Source organism: Streptosporangium sp. NPDC087985, assembly GCF_044741965.1.
GTDB lineage: Bacteria > Actinomycetota > Actinomycetes > Streptosporangiales > Streptosporangiaceae > Streptosporangium.
The window spans coordinates 17,595-33,694 of record NZ_JBIUTQ010000021.1; the positions used below are offsets into that span (position 1 = coordinate 17,595).

The window sequence follows — 16,100 nt, forward strand, 5'->3', positions numbered from 1 at the left end:
ATCTCATGACCGACAACCGCGTTGATCCCCCCTTCATCGCCGATGAGACTCCCATGCTGCACACGTGGCTGGACTGGCACCGGGAGACCCTGGCCGTCAAATGCGCCGGCCTGTCGGAGGAGCAGCTCCGTCTGCGATCGGCCGCGCCGTCCACGCTCTCCCTGCTGGGCCTGGTCCGTCACATGGCCGATGTCGAGCGCCACTGGTTCCGCAACGTCCTCAACGGCGAGAACACTCCGGGGATCTTCTGGTCCGACCAGCATCCCGACGGTGAGTTCGACCTGGTGGACACCGCCTCGGCCGAGGAGGCGTTCGCCCGCTGGCGGGCCGAGATCGACCACGCCCGAGACGTCTCCGCGGGACTGTCCCCGGACACGGTGGGCAAGCAGCAGCGCAGGGGGGCGGATGTCTCGCTGCGCTGGATCCTCGTCCACATGATCGAGGAGTACGCCCGGCACAACGGCCATGCCGACCTCCTCCGTGAGCAGATCGACGGCGTCACCGGGGAGTAGGGGGCTCCTCGATCGCCCCGGCGATCAGCTGGTCGAGGTTGACCAGGTCCACCGGGCGGACCAGGGCCGCTTCGGCGAAGCGGGTGAGCAACCGGGCGAAGACCTCACGGTCGGCCTCGTCCCAGTCGGCGATCAGACCGTCCAGGTAGATCCGCCGGTGGTGGATGACCACCTCCAGCACCCGGTGACCCCGCTCGCTCAGCACCAGCCGGGCGCGCCGGGCGTCCACTTCGGACTCCTCGCGTTCCACGAACCCCGCGCCGATCGCGTCGTTGACCAGTCTGCTGGCCGTGGAGGGATCCACGTCCAACTGCTCGGCGACGGCGCCGACGGTCACCTCGGGCACGTCCAGGCTCAGCTTGTGCACGGCGTGGACGACCATCACGTTCGACAGCTGCACCGGCCTGTGCGGGTCGCCGGGCCTGCGGGCGCGCAGAGGCCTCGCCCAGATCCGGCGCAGCCGGAACAGCGCCACGTCGATCGCCGCTCCCGGCGTCCCGTCCCTCACGGGAACAACCCTATCGGCGGGGAGGGGCGGCCCCGCGCCCGTCGTGGTCCGGCGGATCAGCCGGTCAGGCGGATCGGGTTCACCAGGTCGGCGTACAGGAGCAGACCAAACAGGATCATCATCGTGAAGGCCAGCGCGTAGGTCAGCGGGAGCACCTTGGCGATGTCCACGTGCGCCGGCTCCGGCCTGCGAGTGACACGGGCGAAGGCCCGCTTGATCCCCTCCCAGAGCCCACCCGCGATGTGACCGCCGTCGAGCGGCAGCAGCGGGATCAGGTTGAACATGCCGATGGCCAGATTGAACCCGGCGAGAAGGCTCAGCAGCGCGACGAACTTGTTCTCCGTGGGGGCGGCGGACGCGGCGATCTCGCCACCGATCCGGCCCGCGCCGACCACACCGACCGGACCGTTGGGATCGCGGTCGTGGCCGGAGAAGGCGGCGTTCCAGACGCCGACCATCTTCTGCGGCAGGTTGACCATCGACTCGGCGACCCTGCCGGTGAGATCCACCATGTGGCCGACCACGTAGCCGAAGTTCTGCTTCTCCATGACCTGTGTGGGTGCCACGCCGAGGAAACCGACGTTCTTCTCGATCTTCTTCGGATCGTCGACCGCCGGACGGTCCTGAGAGATCAGAGTGACGTTCAGCGTCTGCGGTTTCCCGTCGCGCACGATGCCGAGCGTGACGGGTCCGGCCCCGTTGGCCCTGATCTTCTTGGTGACCTCCTCCCAGGAGGAGACCGGCACCCCGTCGAACGCGACGATCCTGTCACCGGGCTTGATCCCCGCCTGCACCGCGGGCGTCGGCGGATCGGCCGGGGTGCACGTGCGGCCCGGCTTCAGCGCCTCACTGTAGGGAATGACGCACTTGGTCATCTCCGACACGACCGGCTTCAGCACCGAGACGCCGAAGCCCATGATGACGACGGCGAAGAGGATGAACGCCAGCACGAAGTTCATCGCCGGGCCACCGCTCATGATGATGACCTTCTGCCACCAGGGCTTGCGGTAGAAGACCCGATCCTCGTCCCCCGGCCGGACCTCCTCCAGCGCGATCTCGCGGGCGTTCTCGATCAGACCCTGCCACGGTCCGGTGGCGGCTGAGCGAACTTTGCCGGGGTCGTCGGTGGGCCGGGGCGGCAGCATGCCGATCATGCGGATGTAACCGCCGAACGGGATCCACTTCACGCCGTACTCGGTCTCGCCCCTGCGCCGCGACCACATGGTCGGGCCAAAGCCGATCATGTACTGCGTGACCTTGACGCCGAACCGCTTCGCGGGCACCAGGTGGCCGATCTCGTGGAGCCCGATCGACACCACCAGTCCCAGGACGAAGACGATGACCCCGATCAGGAAGAGCCAGCTCACAGGTTCATACCCCCGGTCACGGATTATCGACAGCGCCCCGTACGAGATTAGCCGAAGTATCCGAGGCCGGAATCCCTCAGAAGTAAGGGTTCTCGATCGAGCTACTTGCGCGAGCTTTGTCAAACAGAGACACTTTGCTGACGTTAAGCAATCGTATGATCACCCACAGATAGTAGGGGCGAGAGGAGAATTTTGATCGGGATCCTGGTGGCCGAGCACTTTCCACTGGTCAGGCGGGGCCTGGTGGCATCGCTGGAGAGTGAGGCCGACCTGAAAGTCGTCGCCGACGTGGGCAGCGGAGAAGAGGTCATCCCCTCCGCCCTGGAGCACGGACCCGACACGGCGGTCATCAACCTGGATCTCCCGGACGTCGACGGGTTCACCGCGGCGCTCCGGCTGCACGAGAACGCCCCCGGCTGCCGGGTCCTGCTGTTGTCGCGGGACCCCAACCCGGGTCAGGTCCGCCGGGCGTTCGCCGTCCACGCGCTCGGTTTCATGAGCCTGGACGTGGGGCCCGAACAGCTGGCCGAAGGCGTCCGCCAGGTCGCGGCCGGCCGGCGGACGGTGGACTCAGAACTCGCGGTGGCCGCCCTGGAGGCGGCCGAGAACCCGCTGACCCGCCGGGAGCTGGACGTACTGCGGCTGGCCGCCCGGGGGGCGCGCTCCAACGAGATCGCCGACCAGCTGTTCCTGTCGGTGGGAACGGTCCGGAACCACCTGTCGCGGATCATGTGCAAGACCCACGCCCGCAACCGCCTGGACGCCGTGCGGATCGCCAGTGACTCCGGTTGGCTGTGATACCGCGGCCACGGTCAGGGACGCCAGATGAGGATCAGGGCGCAGTCGTCGTTGTGCCCCGCCGACATCGAGGTGACCAGGTCACGGGCACCGTTGCGGAAACCGGAGGGCAGCATCCGTTCGGCCTCGCCCAGCAGCCGGTCGAGGCCCGCGTCGATGTCGCGGCCGGGCTGCTCGATCAGCCCGTCGGTGTAGAGCATGAGCGCTTCGCCCTTGCGGAGCGTGCCGCGGTCCGGCTCGCAGTGCAGATCGGGGACGATGCCCAGGACCACGCCCTTGGCCGGGGAGACCCGCCAGGTGCCGGTGCCCGACTCGAACTTGACCACCGGCGGATGACCGGCCGAGGTGATCACATATTCGCCTGTGACGAGGTTGAGCCGTACGTGGACGGCCGTGACGAAGCCCTCGGCCTCGCGCAGGCGGTGCAGGTAGGTGTTGCAGGCGGGCAGGAAGTCGGTGACCGAGCCGAGCAGGCCGCCGAAGGTTCCCGACAGCATCAGGGCTCTGGTGCCCGCGTCGACTCCCTTTCCGGACACGTCGACCAGGGCGAGTTCCACCGTGTCGCCCTCGCGCATGGAGACCAGGAAGTCGCCCCCGAAGGAGGATCCGCCGGCCTGTTCGAGCACCACCCGCGAGTCCCAGTCCTTGGGCAGCGAGGGCAGCTCGCTCTGGCTCTTGAGCCGGTCGCGCAGCTCCAGCAGCATGACGTCACCGCGTAGCCCCTGCATGCCGAGCTTGCCCCGGGTGCGGGCCATCAGCGCCGCCAGCACGGTGGTGAAGCAGAAGGTGGCCAGCAGACCCGGGCCGATGTATCCCACCCCGCGCACGATGCCCACGTAGAACAGGGCGACCGCGACCGCGCACAGCAGCTTGGCCAGGCTGCGCAGCCGGAGCTGGAGACCACCGACGAGAGTGATCGGGATCATGAGCGCCGGGGAGAACCACTCCGTGGAGACCCGGGCGGCCAGGGCGCCGAGCACCATGGTCAGCACGATCAGCGTGATGAGCAGGTTACGGTCGCGCGCCAGCGGCCCATGGCGCAGGAAACGCACGATGGGCACCAGAAAGGGGACCCGCACCAGGAATGCGCGGAGCCCCGGAGGGATCAGCGGCACGGGACGGGAACTCATAATGGGTCTGACTGTATCGGGCCGTCCCCTGTTTGGGCAGCCCACTTGACCAATGCCTTGATCATTAAGGGCGGATATTGAATAGCCGGAACGGTTTGCCCCGTCTACCGTAGGAAAAATGAGTCTTAGCCTGCGCCCGATGACCGAGAACGAGTGGTCCGACTGGATGGCGCTCGACGAGGAGGCGTTCGGTAACGCCCTGCCTCCGCACCGGTTGGAGCTGTTCAGAGGTACGACCGAGTTCGACCGCTCGCTGGGCGCGTTCGAGGACGACCTGCTCGTGGGCACGACCATGGTGAACAGCTTCACCATGACGGTGCCCGGCGGCCCGATCCCTGTCGGCGGCGTCACCGCGGTCGGTGTGCTGCCCTCGCACCGCCGCAGGGGAGTTCTGTCCGCGCTGATGACCCGTCAGCTCGCCGACCTTCACGGACGGGGTGAGGCGGTCGCCGCGCTCTACGCCTCCGAGGCGGCGATCTACGGACGTTTCGGCTACGGCAGGGCCGCTGACAATCTCTTCTTCGAAATCCCCACGCGGGGCGCGGCCTTCGCCGGACACGCCCCGGTCGATCCGTCGCTGCGGCTGCGCGTCGTCAGGGCCGCCGAGACCAGGGCCGTCTTCGAGAAGGTCTTCGAGTCCGTGCTCGACAGCCGCCCGGGACTCTACGCCCGCACACCCGGACGCTGGGACGTGGTGCTGTCGGACCACGAGGCCGACCAGAGGGGCGCCGGACCGCTGCGTGCCGTGGTCGTCGAGGACGACGGGGGTCCCCGCGGCTACGCGCTGTTCCGGATCAAGCCGGGCGTCACCGAACACGACGTGCCGGACGGTGAGCTGCGTCTCAAGGAGCTGTACGGCCTGGACCCGGCCGCCTACGCGCTGCTCTGGCGGCACCTGCTGGACCGCGACCTGGTGGCGCGCGTCCGGGCCGCGCAGCGACCGGTCGACGACCCGCTGATCCATCTGCTGGCCGAGCCGCGCCGGCTCAACGCGGGATGGCTGGACGACCTGTGGATCCGCGTCGTGGACGTCGAGCGGGCGCTGCCCGCACGCCGCTACTCGGCGCCCGTGGACGTGGTGATCGAGGTCGAGGACGCGCTCTGCCCGTGGAACGCCCGCCGCTGGCGGCTGTCGGCCGACGTCTCCGGAGCCCGGTGCGTGCCCGCCGACGAGCCCGCGGACCTGACGCTTCCGGTCGCCGTGCTGGGCGCCGCCTACCTGGGGGGCCGTCCGCTCGCGGCGCTGCAGGCCGCGGGTGTGGTGCGCGAGTCGCGGGCCGGGGCCGTACAGGAGCTGTCGGTCGCGATGTCGTGGGAGCCCGCCCCCTGGGCCGGTCTGGTCTTCTGACCGGTCCCGGCGAGGACCGCGGCGCGGCGGCCGGACGGGTTATGTTGGCGACATGGCACTGCAGAGCTTGCAGATAGGCACGGTCATCGCGATGCGGGCCCGGGACGTCTCCCGGCCCACCCAGGAGCAGCAGGAGGCCGCGGACCGGCGTCCGCTCCGCGACGAGACGCCGCGCAGGGAGCCTGCGCGCCGGGAGCCGCCGCGCCACAGATGAGACGCCCGCTCGCCCACGACGGGCGAACGGGCGCGTGGCCGGTTTACCGTGGAACAGGCTGGGACGCCCTCGGACCTACGGCAGCGAAGGGAGCTGGCCGATGGTCTCGTATGAGGTGAGCTGCGCGATCCGGCGGTTGTGCCGCTCGGCGCCCGAGTAGGCCGTGTTCAGGAAGAGCTCGATGAACCGGGTCGCCTCCTCCTGCGTGTGCATCCGTGAGCCGACGCTGACGACGTTGGCGTTGTTGTGCTCGCGGGCGAGCGTGGCGGTCTCCTCGCTCCACGCCAGGGCGGCGCGGATGCCGCGCACCTTGTTGGCCGCGATCTGCTCTCCGTTGCCCGAACCGCCGATGACGACTCCCAGACTGCCGGGGTCCTCCGCGACGCCCTCGGCCGCACGCAGCACGAACGGCGGGTAGTCGTCCTCAGGGTCGTACACGGACGGACCGCAGTCCGTCACCTCGTGGCCGTGCTCCTTCAGCCAGGAGGCGATGTGGTTCTTGAGTTCATAGCCGGCATGGTCGGCACCGATGTAGACGCGCACCCGCCCAGTTTCGCAGGTGTGCGTGGACGGCTCGACCCCCACCCCCACTAGAGTAACAACCGGTTTGCTATCCCAACCCTTACAAGAGAGAGTCCCCATGCGTGACATCCGAGTGATCGGGGATCCGGTCCTGCGCACGTCCGCCGAGCCGATCGTCGACTTCGACCGTGACCTGCGCCGCCTGATCGACGAGATGTTCGCCGCCATGTACGCCGCGGAGGGCGTCGGCCTGGCCGGTCCGCAGATCGGCGTGTCGAAGCGGGTCTTCGTCTACGACTGCAGCAACCGCAAGGGCCACCTGATCAACCCCGTGCTGACGGTCGACGACGACACGGAGATCGTCGACGAGGAGGGCTGCCTGTCGGTCCCCGGCCGCGACACCGGCACACCGATCTATGCCAGGACCCCCCGGGCCGCCGGAGTCACCGTCAGCGGTTTCGACCGCCTGGGCCGGCCGGTCCGGCTCAAGGCTCGCGGCCTGCTGGCGCGCTGTTTCCAGCATGAGACCGATCATCTCGAGGGGCTGCTCTACGTCGACCGCCTCGCCAAGGACGCCGCCCGGCAGGTCCTCCTCCAAGCTCCGTGACCCGGGGGCCCGGGGTCCGCTCCCTCAGCCGGCCTCGTCTCCGGCTGTCATGTCTCCGGCGGCCGCGTCTCCGGCGGCACTCGGGCTCCGGCGCAGCAGAGGCCAGGCCACCAGGCCGAGACCGGCCGCAAGGAGCAGCGCGACCATGATCCACTCATTCGAGCCGCCGGGGCCGTAGACGTGGTCTCGGCGGCCGGTGTCGAAGGCGCTGATCGTCTGTCCGGGAACGAACGTCTCCCGGCCGGCACCGTAGAGCGCGATCTCCGGGCGCACCTGCCCGCCGCTCCGGAACTCCCCCAGCCAGCTGCACTGCTCATGACCTGGGTGCTGGACGCACTCGACGCGATGGGCGGTGAAGGTGCCCCAGGTGCCCTCACCGCGGAGCGCCGCCAGAGCCGGCCCAAGGTTCTGTACGGCGAGCAGCACCAGCAGCAGCCCTCCCGCGATGATCACTAGGTCGAACGCGCCCAGACGTGTGGTGCCCGGTTTCATTCGGCGCCCTTCGAAGAGGCAGAACTTCCCTTAGGGCTGGTTTACCCGGAACGCTCCTCGGTGGCCACCGGCCCGGCACCGGTCGGCGATCTCGGAGAGGACAGCCGTGGAACGGGGCGCCGGTCTTCCGAGGGTCACAGCTGGATCGACTTGATCTCCAGATACTCCTCAAGACCGAACTCGCCCATCTCGCGTCCCACGCCCGACTGCTTGTAACCCCCGAAGGGGGCCAGCGGGTTGAACCGGCCGCCGTTGACGGCCACCTGACCGGTGCGCAGCCGCCGCGCGACGGAGACCGCGTGTTCCTCGCTGCCTGCCCACACCGCACCGGCCAGGCCGTAGGGGGTGCCGTTGGCGATGGCGACGGCCTCGTCCTCGCCGTGGATGTAGGGAATGACCGTCAGGACCGGGCCGAAGATCTCCTCCTGCTCGATCACCATCCCCGGCTCCACTCCGGCGAACACCGTGGGCTCCACGTAGAAACCCCGGTCCAGCGGCCGGTCGGTGCCGCCGGCGACCAGCCGGGCACCTTCCTCCTGTCCCCGGTTGATGTAGCGGACGACCCGGTCGCGCTGCGCCGCGGAGACCACCGGGCCGAGGCGGGTGAGCTCGTCGAAGGGGTCGCCGACGGTGTATTTACCGGCGGCCTCGACGGCGAGCCCGACGGCGTCGTCGTACTGGTCCCGATGGACGATCATGCGGGTCCAGGCCGAGCAGGTCTGGCCCGAGTTGAGGAAGGCGTTGGCCACGGTCACCTTGGCGGCGACAGCCAGATCGGCGTCCGGCAGGACCACGCTGGCCGACTTGCCGCCGAGTTCCAGGGCCACCCGTTTGACCGTCTCGGCCGCGAGCGAGGCGACCCGCCGACCCGCCCTGGTGGAGCCGGTGAACGACACCATGTCCACGTCGGAGTGGGTGACCAGCGCTTCCCCCACCACTGCACCGTAACCGCTCACCATGTTGAACACCCCGGCGGGCAGTCCTACCTCGTCGAAGATCCCGGCCAGCGCGAAGGCCGCCAGCGGAGCCACCTCGCTGGGCTTGAGCACGACCGTGCAGCCCGCGGCGAGGGCCGGCCCCACCTTGCACACGATCTGGTGGAGCGGGTAGTTCCACGGCGTGATGGCGGCGACCACGCCGGCCGGTTCCCGGAGGATACGGGAATTGCCGACCCGGCCGCCCTCGAAGTCGTAGGTCTCGGCCAGCTGGCCGTAGGAGGCCAGCACCCCGGCCGGCATCAGCGTCTGCACCTTCATCGCCACGCTGTACGGCGCGCCCATGTCCGTGGTGATGATCCTGGCTATCTGGTCGGAGCGTTCTCGTATCAGATCGGCAGCCGCGGTGAGGAGCTTGCCTCGCTCGGCGGGGGGCGTACTCGACCAGGAGGGCAGGGCCGCGCGGGCGGCGGCCACGGCGGCCTCGACATCGGCGGGCGAGCCTGCGGGCACCCTGTCGATCGTCTCCTCGGTCGCGGGGTTGACGATGTCGATGCTCTCGCCCGACACCGACGCCCGCCAGGCTCCGTTCAGATAAAGATGACGCATGACTCTCATCCTTGCGTGCGGACTGTCATAAGGCGAGAGCCCAGCAGGTCACGGGATCGCAGCTCAACCGCATGAAGATCGCAATCCAGCCGGACATGGCTTTCCCGTACCGAGCGCTCGGCCGCCCTCCGCGAGGAGGGTACGGCGGAGCGCGCCCGTAAGCTACGGACTGTCGAGATCCTTAAAAACTCGTAATATCCGGATAAGAGCTGAGGTGTCGCCCGGCGCCGCGCCCGTCCTGCCCCGCGTGGCCGAACGCGCCGGAGCCGAGCACGCCGGACAGGACGGGTCCGCGGGTCAGTCGAAGATCGGCCCCCGGGTACGGGAGCGCTTGAGCTCGAAGAAGCCGTCAATGCCGGCCACCAGGCGGACACCGTCCCAGAGCTTGCCCGCCTCCTCACCCTTGGGCGCGGGCGAGACGACCGGACCGAAGAACGCGACGCCCTCGACAGAGATCACCGGGGTGCCGACCTCCTGGCCGACCCGGTCGATGCCGTCGCTGTGCGAGGCGCGCAGAGCCTCGTCGAACTCCTCGGAGTCCATCGCGTCGGCGAACACGCGGTCGAGCCCGGCGGCCTCCAGCGCCTCCTCAACGGTCTCGCGGAGTGTGTCGAGTTCCTTGACCCTGCCCTGGTTGTGGAAGCGGGTGCCGAGCTCGGTGTAGAGCCGGCCGACGGTCTCGGAGTCGTACTTCTGCTGCACGGCGGTGACCACGCGGACCGGCCCGAGGGTCCTGCCGATCATCTCCCGGTAGCTCTCGGGTATGTCCTTGCCCTCGTTGAGCACGTAGAGGCTCATGATGTGCCAGCGCGGCTCGATCGGCCGTATCTTCTCCACTTCCAGCAGCCAGCGGGAGGTTATCCACGCGTACGGGCAGAAGGGGTCGAACCAGAGGTCGACCGGGGTGCGCTCAGTCATCTCTCAGCTTTCTGATCGTGAAGCTTCTTCACGTACTGACAACCCATGGCGCCGAGTTTCCTATTCCAGGTATCGATTATGGCGCCGGCCCCCCGCTTTATCCTCCGATGAAGCGATCCGCCCGCCACCAGGCCTTCAGAGCGGCGATCTTCCGTCTCACGTGGCAGGATTCAGGAACCCCTTCGCAACGGAGCGGGGGAGTTGTGACGAGGGAGCGGTAGTGGCAGGCAATCTGACCCGTGACGAGGCTCGTACGCGCGCGCGTCTGCTCAGCGTGGAGTCCTATGCGGTGGAGCTCGACCTGACCGAGGGTGAGGAGCGTTTCGAAAGCGTCACCACGGTCCGGTTCACCAGTGCCCGGGCGGGTGCGGAGACGTTCATCGATCTGGCCGACGCCAAGGTGCGCAAGGCCGTGCTGAACGGCGTCGAGCTGGACGTGAGCGGCTATGACGTGGAGACGGGGCGGCTGCCGCTGCCGGGACTGGCCGAGACCAACGAGCTGCGCATCGACGCCGACTGCTCCTACACGCGCACCGGCGAGGGTCTGCACCGCTTCGTCGACCCGGTCGACAAGAGCGTCTACCTGCACAGCCAGTTCGAGACGGCCGACGCCCACCGGATGTACGCCTGCTTCGACCAGCCCGATCTGAAGGCCACCTTCGAGCTGACCGTGCTCGCCCCCTCCTACTGGGAGGTCATCTCCAACGCGGCACCCGACTCCGCCGAGGAGCTGCAGGAGCACCGCGGCCGTCACGGCGCGCTCCAGGCCGCCAAGCGCTGGCACTTCCCGGCCACCCCGGTGATGTCCACCTACATCACCGCCCTGTGCGCCGGGCCGTACCACAAGGTGACCTCCGAGCACGACGGCATCCCGCTGGGTCTTTACTGCCGGGCCTCGCTCGCCGAGCACCTCGACGCCGACAACCTCTTCGAGATCACCCGGCAGGGCTTCGACTTCTTCCACAAGATCTTCGGTATCCGCTACCCGTTCGGGAAGTACGACCAGCTCTTCGTGCCCGAGTTCAACGCGGGAGCGATGGAGAACGCCGGCTGCGTGACCTTCCTGGAGGACTACGTCTTCCGCTCCCGCGTCACCGACGCGATCATCGAGCGCCGTGCCGAGACGATCCTGCACGAGATGGCGCACATGTGGTTCGGCGACCTGGTCACCATGCGCTGGTGGGACGACCTGTGGCTGAACGAGTCGTTCGCCACCTACGCGTCGGTGCTCTGCCAGGCCGAGGCCACCCGCTGGGGCCAGGGCGCGTGGACGACCTTCGCCAATGTGGAGAAGTCCTGGGCCTACCGCCAGGACCAGCTGCCCTCGACCCATCCGATCGCCGCCGACATCGTCGACATGCACGCGGTCGAGGTCAACTTCGACGGCATCACCTACGCCAAGGGCGCCTCGGTGCTCAAGCAGCTCGTCGCCTACGTGGGACTGGACAACTTCCTGGCCGGTGTCCGCGACTACTTCACCGAGCACGCCTGGGGCAACACCACGCTCGCGGACCTGCTCGCCGCGCTGGAGCGCACGTCGGGCCGCGACCTGTCCTCCTGGTCCAAGGAGTGGCTGGAGACCTCCTGGGTCAACACGCTGCGCCCGTCGTTCACCACCGATTCCGAGGGCCGCTTCCTATCGTTCGACGTGCTGCAGGAGGCCCCGGCCGACTATCCGACGCTGCGCTCGCACCGCATCGCCATCGGCCTGTACTCCATGCAGGGTGACGCCCTGGTCCGCACCAGGCGGGTCGAACTCGACGTGGTCGGCGCGCGTACGGCGGTGACCGAGCTGATCGGCGAGGTCCAGCCGGACCTGGTCCTGCTCAACGACGACGACCTCACCTACGCCAAGATCCGGCTCGACGAGCGGTCGCTGCGGACGCTGGTGGACGGTGGCATCGCCAGGTTCACCGCGTCGTTGCCGCGTGCCCTGTGCTGGTCGGCCGCCTGGGACATGACCCGTGACGCCGAGATGTCCACCCGCGACTACGTCGCCCTGGCCGTCTCCGGCATCGCGTCGGTCAAGGACATCGCCGTCGCGCAGACGGTGCTCCGCCAGGCCCGTCTGGCCGTCCAGCAGTACGCCGACCCCGCCTGGCGCGCCGAGGGCCTGGCCCTGCTGGCCTCCTCCCTGCGCTCTCTGATCGCCGGGGCCGAGCCCGGCTCCGACCACCAGCTCGCCTACGTCAACGCCCTGTCCGCCGCGGCGATCTCCGCCGAGGACCTGGCGTTCCTCAAGGGCCTGCTGGACGGCTCGACCGTGGTCGACGGCCTGACCGTGGACACCGACCTGCGCTGGACCCTGATCCAGTCGCTGGTCTCCGGTGGCGTGCTCGGTGAGGGCGACATCGCCGAGGAGCTCCTGCGCGACGCCACGGCCACCGGTGAGCGCTCCGCCGCGCTGTCCCGCGCGGCGATCCCGACGGCCGAGGGCAAGGCGAAGGCCTGGGCCGCGATGACCGGGGGCAAGCTGAGCGGCGCCCTGCTCCGCTCGACCATCGTCGGGTTCATGGACCCGCACCACCCGGACCTGCTGGAGCCGTACGTCACGGAGTACTTCGAGGAGATCGACCGGATCTGGAAGTCCTGGACCTTCGACAGCGCCCAGAACTTCGCCACCGGCTGCTACCCGGCCCTGGCCATCTCCCCGGAGACCGTCGCCAGGACCCAGGACTTCATCTCCGCCGACCAGCCCCCGCACGCCCTCAAGCGTCTCCTGCTGGAGGGCGCCGACGGCATCAGCCGCGCCCTGCGTGCGCAGGCCAAGGACACCTCCGCGGCCTGACCCCGTATGAGGACGCCCCTGCCGTCATGGCGGGGGCGTCCACGGCTGAGAACGGGCCGTCACAGGCGCCGGACGGAGCACAGGACTCCGCGGCGGGCACCGGCTGGACGGCCGGAGCCATGGGCCTTGCGAGAAGCTCACCTGGAGCGGGAAGCCAGCTCGGCGAGCAGCCCCACGCCGACGACGAGCCCGGCCGCCAGGTCTCCCACGTCGAGGACGTGCGCCATCCTCATGGCGGCCAGGCGGCATTCCCCGTCCGGGAGCCTCCATCTGGCCTGGGGGCCCGTGACGATCTCCAGGGCCCTTTCCACCGGATCGACGAAGACGAGCACGGCCCGGGCGGCCTCCTCGCCCAGCGCGGCGTGCAGCCGTTCGGAGAAGTGGCGGCGCGGGCCGACGGCCGGCCCGAGATAGGCGGCGAAACGCAGTCCACTGCGGCGCTCGGCGCTGCGGAGCGCCTCCCGGATGTCATCGGCCTGCGTGGGACCGAGCGCCCGCATCGCCCTCACCACCCCGCCGACGCGCCGCCGACGCGCCGGCCCGGCTCGGAGAGCTCGGCCAGCGAGACCCAGTCCACCTGCGACGCCCGTGTCCGGGAAACGGGCCCGTCCACCGGCGCCGGACCGTCTCCGCCCCGCTCACTGCGGAACGGGCCGCCGAACCACATCGCACTTGCCGAGCTGGTCCGGGGCGCGTTCCGGCGTACCCTGCCGGGAAGGGTCACCAGCAGCGCGATGATCAGGAACAGGCCTGTGGAGGCCCCGATGAGAAATCCGAGGACCTGGATCGCGTCCACACCAACAACGGTAGACCTGTGGTGAGAGCCCGTCGAGGGCTACCAGACAGCCGGCCTGCGTTCCCCCCAGAAACCGCCGCGGGCGGCCTCGATCTGCGCCGATACCGAGATCAGCGTGCCCTCGTCGCCGAACCGCCCCGCCAGCATGACGCCGATCGGCAGGCCATCCGCCGTCCAGTACAGCGGAAGGTTGACCGCGGGCTGGCCACTGACGTTGTAGAGGGCGGGGAAGGCGGCGAACCGCTTCATCCGCTCGAACGTCTCCTCCGGATCCGCCACATCCTCGAACCAGCCCACCGGCCGGGGTGTATCGGTGACGGTCGGGGTGAGCACCGCGTCGTACTGATCGGTGACCGTCAGCCCGAACCGGGTGGCGAGCTGCAACGCCGACTGGGCCTGCAGGAAGTCGGGGGCCGGAGTCGCGTAGCCGCGCTCGCGCAGCCAGGCGGTCAGCGGCCGGAGCCGGTCCTGCCTGTCCGGGTCGACCGGGTGCATGCAGGCGAAGGCATACCAGAGCGTCACGAACTGCGGCACCAGGTCCTGGTTGAACGGCGGCGCGATGTCCACCACCTCGTGCCCCAGCGCCGCCAGCTCCGCCGAGGCGTGCTCGTAGGCCGCGAGCACCTCGGGGGCCGCCTCGGCGCCGGGAACGAGCGGTTCGGCGTAGCGGGCGATCCGCAGGGGGCCCGGATCCCGGCCCACATAGGCCGCGAATGAGCCGAGCTCCGGCAGCGGGGCGTGGTAGAGATCTCCGGGGTTGTGGTGCGCCATCACGTCGAGCAGCGCCGCGGCGTCGGCTACGGTCCGGGTGATCGGGCCGTTGGTCGACAGGCCGGCGAGATCGGGGACGATCGGCGCGGAGCTGATCCGGCCCCGGGTCGGCTTGAGGCCGTACAGCCCGCAGACCGAGGCCGGGATGCGGATGGAGCCCGCGCCGTCGCTCCCCTGCGCCGCGGGGGCCAGTCCGGCGGCGACCGCGGCGGCCGCGCCGCCGCTGGAACCTCCTGCGGAACGAGAGAGGTCCCACGGGGTGCGGCTGGGCGGAGAGAGAGCGGTCTCGGTGTAGCAGGGCAGCCCGAACTCGGGCGTCGCGGTCTTGCCGAGCATGATCGTTCCGGCGTCCCTCAGCCGCTCGACCACGCTGTCGTCCACCGGGGCGACGAAGTCCTCGTAGGTGGCCGAGCCGAAGTGGATCGGCACGCCCTTGACCAGGTTGAGGTCCTTGATCGGGACCGGCACCCCGAGCAGGGGTAAGGGGTTCTCCCCCGCGAGCACCCTGGCCTCGGCCTTGTGCGCCTGTTCCAGGGCCATTTCGGGGGTGACGGTCACATAGGCGCCGACCTCCGGGTCCAGCCGCGCGATGCGGTCGAGGTAGTGCTCGGTGATCTCGACGGGCGAGATCTCCCGGCGTTGCACGGCTGCCGCCTGCTCCAGGGCGCTAAGGTCATGTACGTGAGTCACGCCCCGCACAGTAGGCGCAGACGGCCCGGTTATCTAGAGAGGAAATGCATAGATACCCGGATCAGGACGGCGCCAAGCAAGTGATGGTGGTCACAAAAGTATGAGATACCCAATACTAGGCACTCCCGGGGACGTCAGCTACCGTGAGTGACGTGGATTCCGGTCAGGTACCAGAAGACGGTAACAGTACGTCACCTATTTGGGTCAATGACCGACCGGCCGAGGACAGGCCGACGTCTCGACCCACCGCGCCCGCGTCTACTTACGCGCCTGTCGAGCGCGCCTCCCTGCGCAGCCTGCTCGACGATCCCCGATACCTCCACCTGCGCCGTCGCGTTCTGATCGCGGTCGGGGTGGGGGTGGTCGCGGGCATCCTGCTGTCCAGCTGGCGGCTGGGCGTCACCGCCGCCGTCCTGGCCGCGATCGCCGACACCATACTGCGCGCCCGCGCCACCTCGACGGTGCCGGCCTGGCGGCGCGCCTCGATCGCGGAGCGGCGGACGGAGGCCCAGCTCAAAAGGCTTGAGCGGAACGGCTACCGCACCCTGCACGCTCGCGAGATCCCCAACAGCGAGGCCCAGATCGACCACCTGGTCGTGGGCCCCACCGGCGTGTACGCCGTGGACTCGGAGAAATGGGACAAGCGCCTGCCGGTCCGCGTCCAGTCGCACCGCAAACTGTTCCACGGGCCGTTCAACCAGAAGCCCCGTCTCGACGAGGCGCGCTGGGAGGCGTCCCAGGCGGCCGAGCTGATCGGCGCGGAGCTCGGCCACGAGGTCGCGATCGTCCCGTCCCTGGCGATCTACGGGCCGGCGATCCCGTGGAAGATCCTCAACGTCCGCGAGGTCGACGTCTTCGACGGCAGCCGCGTCCGTAAATGGATTACCAAGCGGGAACGGTCACTCACCGCCGCCGAGATCCAGAAGATCTACGAGGCGGCCGAGAAGGTCCTGCCCGCCCGCTACCCCGAGCCCTGATCTCGGCGCCATCTCCGTACCCGGCGGGAGATACCCGCGGGATGCCCTGGGCACTCCGCGGGTGTCTCCCGTCCCGCGTTCACGCCCCGGACGTCTCGCCGGGTGGACAGGCGTCTCA

17 protein-coding genes are annotated in these 16,100 nt (G+C 69.3%); 7 read left to right on the plus strand and 10 right to left on the minus strand.

Annotation, left to right across the window (positions count from 1 at the left end):
- The first annotated feature begins 5 nt into the window (after positions 1 to 5).
- Positions 6 to 512 carry a DinB family protein gene (locus ACIN94_RS27775; RefSeq protein ID WP_400712048.1) on the plus strand — a complete coding sequence of 169 codons (507 nt, stop codon included), beginning with the start codon at positions 6 to 8 and terminating at the stop codon, positions 510 to 512.
- Here the strand turns inward: ACIN94_RS27775 and ACIN94_RS27780 are convergent.
- The gene (locus tag ACIN94_RS27780) at positions 499 to 1,020 is read right to left on the minus strand and encodes a MarR family winged helix-turn-helix transcriptional regulator (RefSeq protein ID WP_400712051.1); all 522 of its coding nucleotides are present in this window, start codon (positions 1,018 to 1,020) and stop codon (positions 499 to 501) included. The genes ACIN94_RS27775 and ACIN94_RS27780 overlap by 14 nt on opposite strands.
- 56 nt (positions 1,021 to 1,076) lie before the next feature.
- The gene (locus ACIN94_RS27785) at positions 1,077 to 2,387 is read right to left on the minus strand and encodes a M50 family metallopeptidase (RefSeq protein ID WP_400712054.1); all 1,311 of its coding nucleotides are present in this window, start codon (positions 2,385 to 2,387) and stop codon (positions 1,077 to 1,079) included.
- A gap of 192 nt (positions 2,388 to 2,579) precedes the next feature.
- Between ACIN94_RS27785 and ACIN94_RS27790 the strand changes: the two genes are divergently transcribed.
- Entirely contained in the window at positions 2,580 to 3,185 is a 606-nt protein-coding gene (locus tag ACIN94_RS27790; protein ID WP_400712057.1) for a LuxR C-terminal-related transcriptional regulator, read from the plus strand.
- 14 nt (positions 3,186 to 3,199) lie between these two features.
- Here the strand turns inward: ACIN94_RS27790 and ACIN94_RS27795 are convergent, their stop codons facing one another.
- Positions 3,200 to 4,315, minus strand: a complete 1,116-nt coding sequence (locus ACIN94_RS27795; protein ID WP_400712060.1) for a PP2C family protein-serine/threonine phosphatase — start codon at positions 4,313 to 4,315, stop codon at positions 3,200 to 3,202.
- Positions 4,316 to 4,433: 118 nt separating this feature from the next.
- Between ACIN94_RS27795 and ACIN94_RS27800 the strand changes: the two genes are divergently transcribed.
- Together ACIN94_RS27800 and ACIN94_RS27805 are read left to right on the plus strand one after the other, a co-directional pair.
- Positions 4,434 to 5,663: a GNAT family N-acetyltransferase gene (locus tag ACIN94_RS27800; protein WP_400712063.1), complete on the plus strand. Its 1,230-nt coding sequence runs from the start codon at positions 4,434 to 4,436 to the stop codon at positions 5,661 to 5,663.
- A 52-nt stretch (positions 5,664 to 5,715) separates the two neighbouring features.
- A complete protein-coding gene (locus ACIN94_RS27805) occupies positions 5,716 to 5,877 on the plus strand; it encodes a hypothetical protein (RefSeq protein WP_400712066.1) in 162 nt (53 codons plus the stop codon).
- 75 nt (positions 5,878 to 5,952) lie between these two features.
- Here ACIN94_RS27805 and ACIN94_RS27810 read toward each other — a convergent pair whose 3' ends face one another.
- On the minus strand, positions 5,953 to 6,420 hold the full coding sequence (locus ACIN94_RS27810) for a ribose-5-phosphate isomerase (protein ID WP_400712266.1): 468 nt from the start codon (positions 6,418 to 6,420) through the stop codon (positions 5,953 to 5,955).
- 97 nt (positions 6,421 to 6,517) lie between these two features.
- Here ACIN94_RS27810 and def point away from each other — a divergent pair, with 97 nt between their 5' ends.
- The gene (gene def / locus ACIN94_RS27815) at positions 6,518 to 7,006 is read left to right on the plus strand and encodes a peptide deformylase (RefSeq protein WP_400712069.1); all 489 of its coding nucleotides are present in this window, start codon (positions 6,518 to 6,520) and stop codon (positions 7,004 to 7,006) included.
- A 24-nt stretch (positions 7,007 to 7,030) separates the two neighbouring features.
- Here def and ACIN94_RS27820 read toward each other — a convergent pair whose 3' ends face one another.
- From ACIN94_RS27820 to ACIN94_RS27830, 3 genes are all read right to left on the minus strand, one after another.
- Positions 7,031 to 7,498, minus strand: coding sequence for a hypothetical protein (locus tag ACIN94_RS27820; RefSeq protein ID WP_400712072.1), 468 nt, complete (start codon positions 7,496 to 7,498; stop codon positions 7,031 to 7,033).
- Between the two features lie 134 nt (positions 7,499 to 7,632).
- Entirely contained in the window at positions 7,633 to 9,042 is a 1,410-nt protein-coding gene (locus tag ACIN94_RS27825) for an aldehyde dehydrogenase family protein (RefSeq protein ID WP_400712075.1), read from the minus strand.
- 297 nt (positions 9,043 to 9,339) lie between these two features.
- Entirely contained in the window at positions 9,340 to 9,960 is a 621-nt protein-coding gene (locus ACIN94_RS27830; RefSeq protein WP_400712078.1) for a disulfide bond formation protein DsbA, read from the minus strand.
- A gap of 220 nt (positions 9,961 to 10,180) precedes the next feature.
- Here ACIN94_RS27830 and pepN point away from each other — a divergent pair, with 220 nt between their 5' ends.
- A complete protein-coding gene (gene pepN, locus ACIN94_RS27835; protein ID WP_400712081.1) occupies positions 10,181 to 12,748 on the plus strand; it encodes an aminopeptidase N in 2,568 nt (855 codons plus the stop codon).
- Between the two features lie 137 nt (positions 12,749 to 12,885).
- Here the strand turns inward: pepN and ACIN94_RS27840 are convergent, their stop codons facing one another.
- Genes ACIN94_RS27840 through ACIN94_RS27850 form a run of 3 tightly spaced genes read right to left on the minus strand, consistent with a single transcriptional unit; the run spans position 12,886 to position 15,005 of the window.
- Positions 12,886 to 13,248 (minus strand): DUF5130 family protein, encoded by a 363-nt coding sequence (locus ACIN94_RS27840; protein ID WP_400712084.1) that lies wholly within the window; start codon positions 13,246 to 13,248, stop codon positions 12,886 to 12,888.
- Between the two features lie 5 nt (positions 13,249 to 13,253).
- The gene (locus ACIN94_RS27845) at positions 13,254 to 13,544 is read right to left on the minus strand and encodes a hypothetical protein (RefSeq protein WP_400712087.1); all 291 of its coding nucleotides are present in this window, start codon (positions 13,542 to 13,544) and stop codon (positions 13,254 to 13,256) included.
- 39 nt (positions 13,545 to 13,583) lie between these two features.
- Positions 13,584 to 15,005 carry an amidase gene (locus ACIN94_RS27850; protein ID WP_400712090.1) on the minus strand — a complete coding sequence of 474 codons (1,422 nt, stop codon included), beginning with the start codon at positions 15,003 to 15,005 and terminating at the stop codon, positions 13,584 to 13,586.
- Between the two features lie 152 nt (positions 15,006 to 15,157).
- Here ACIN94_RS27850 and ACIN94_RS27855 point away from each other — a divergent pair, with 152 nt between their 5' ends.
- Positions 15,158 to 15,982: a nuclease-related domain-containing protein gene (locus ACIN94_RS27855; RefSeq protein ID WP_400712093.1), complete on the plus strand. Its 825-nt coding sequence runs from the start codon at positions 15,158 to 15,160 to the stop codon at positions 15,980 to 15,982.
- Positions 15,983 to 16,100: the final 118 nt, after the last annotated feature.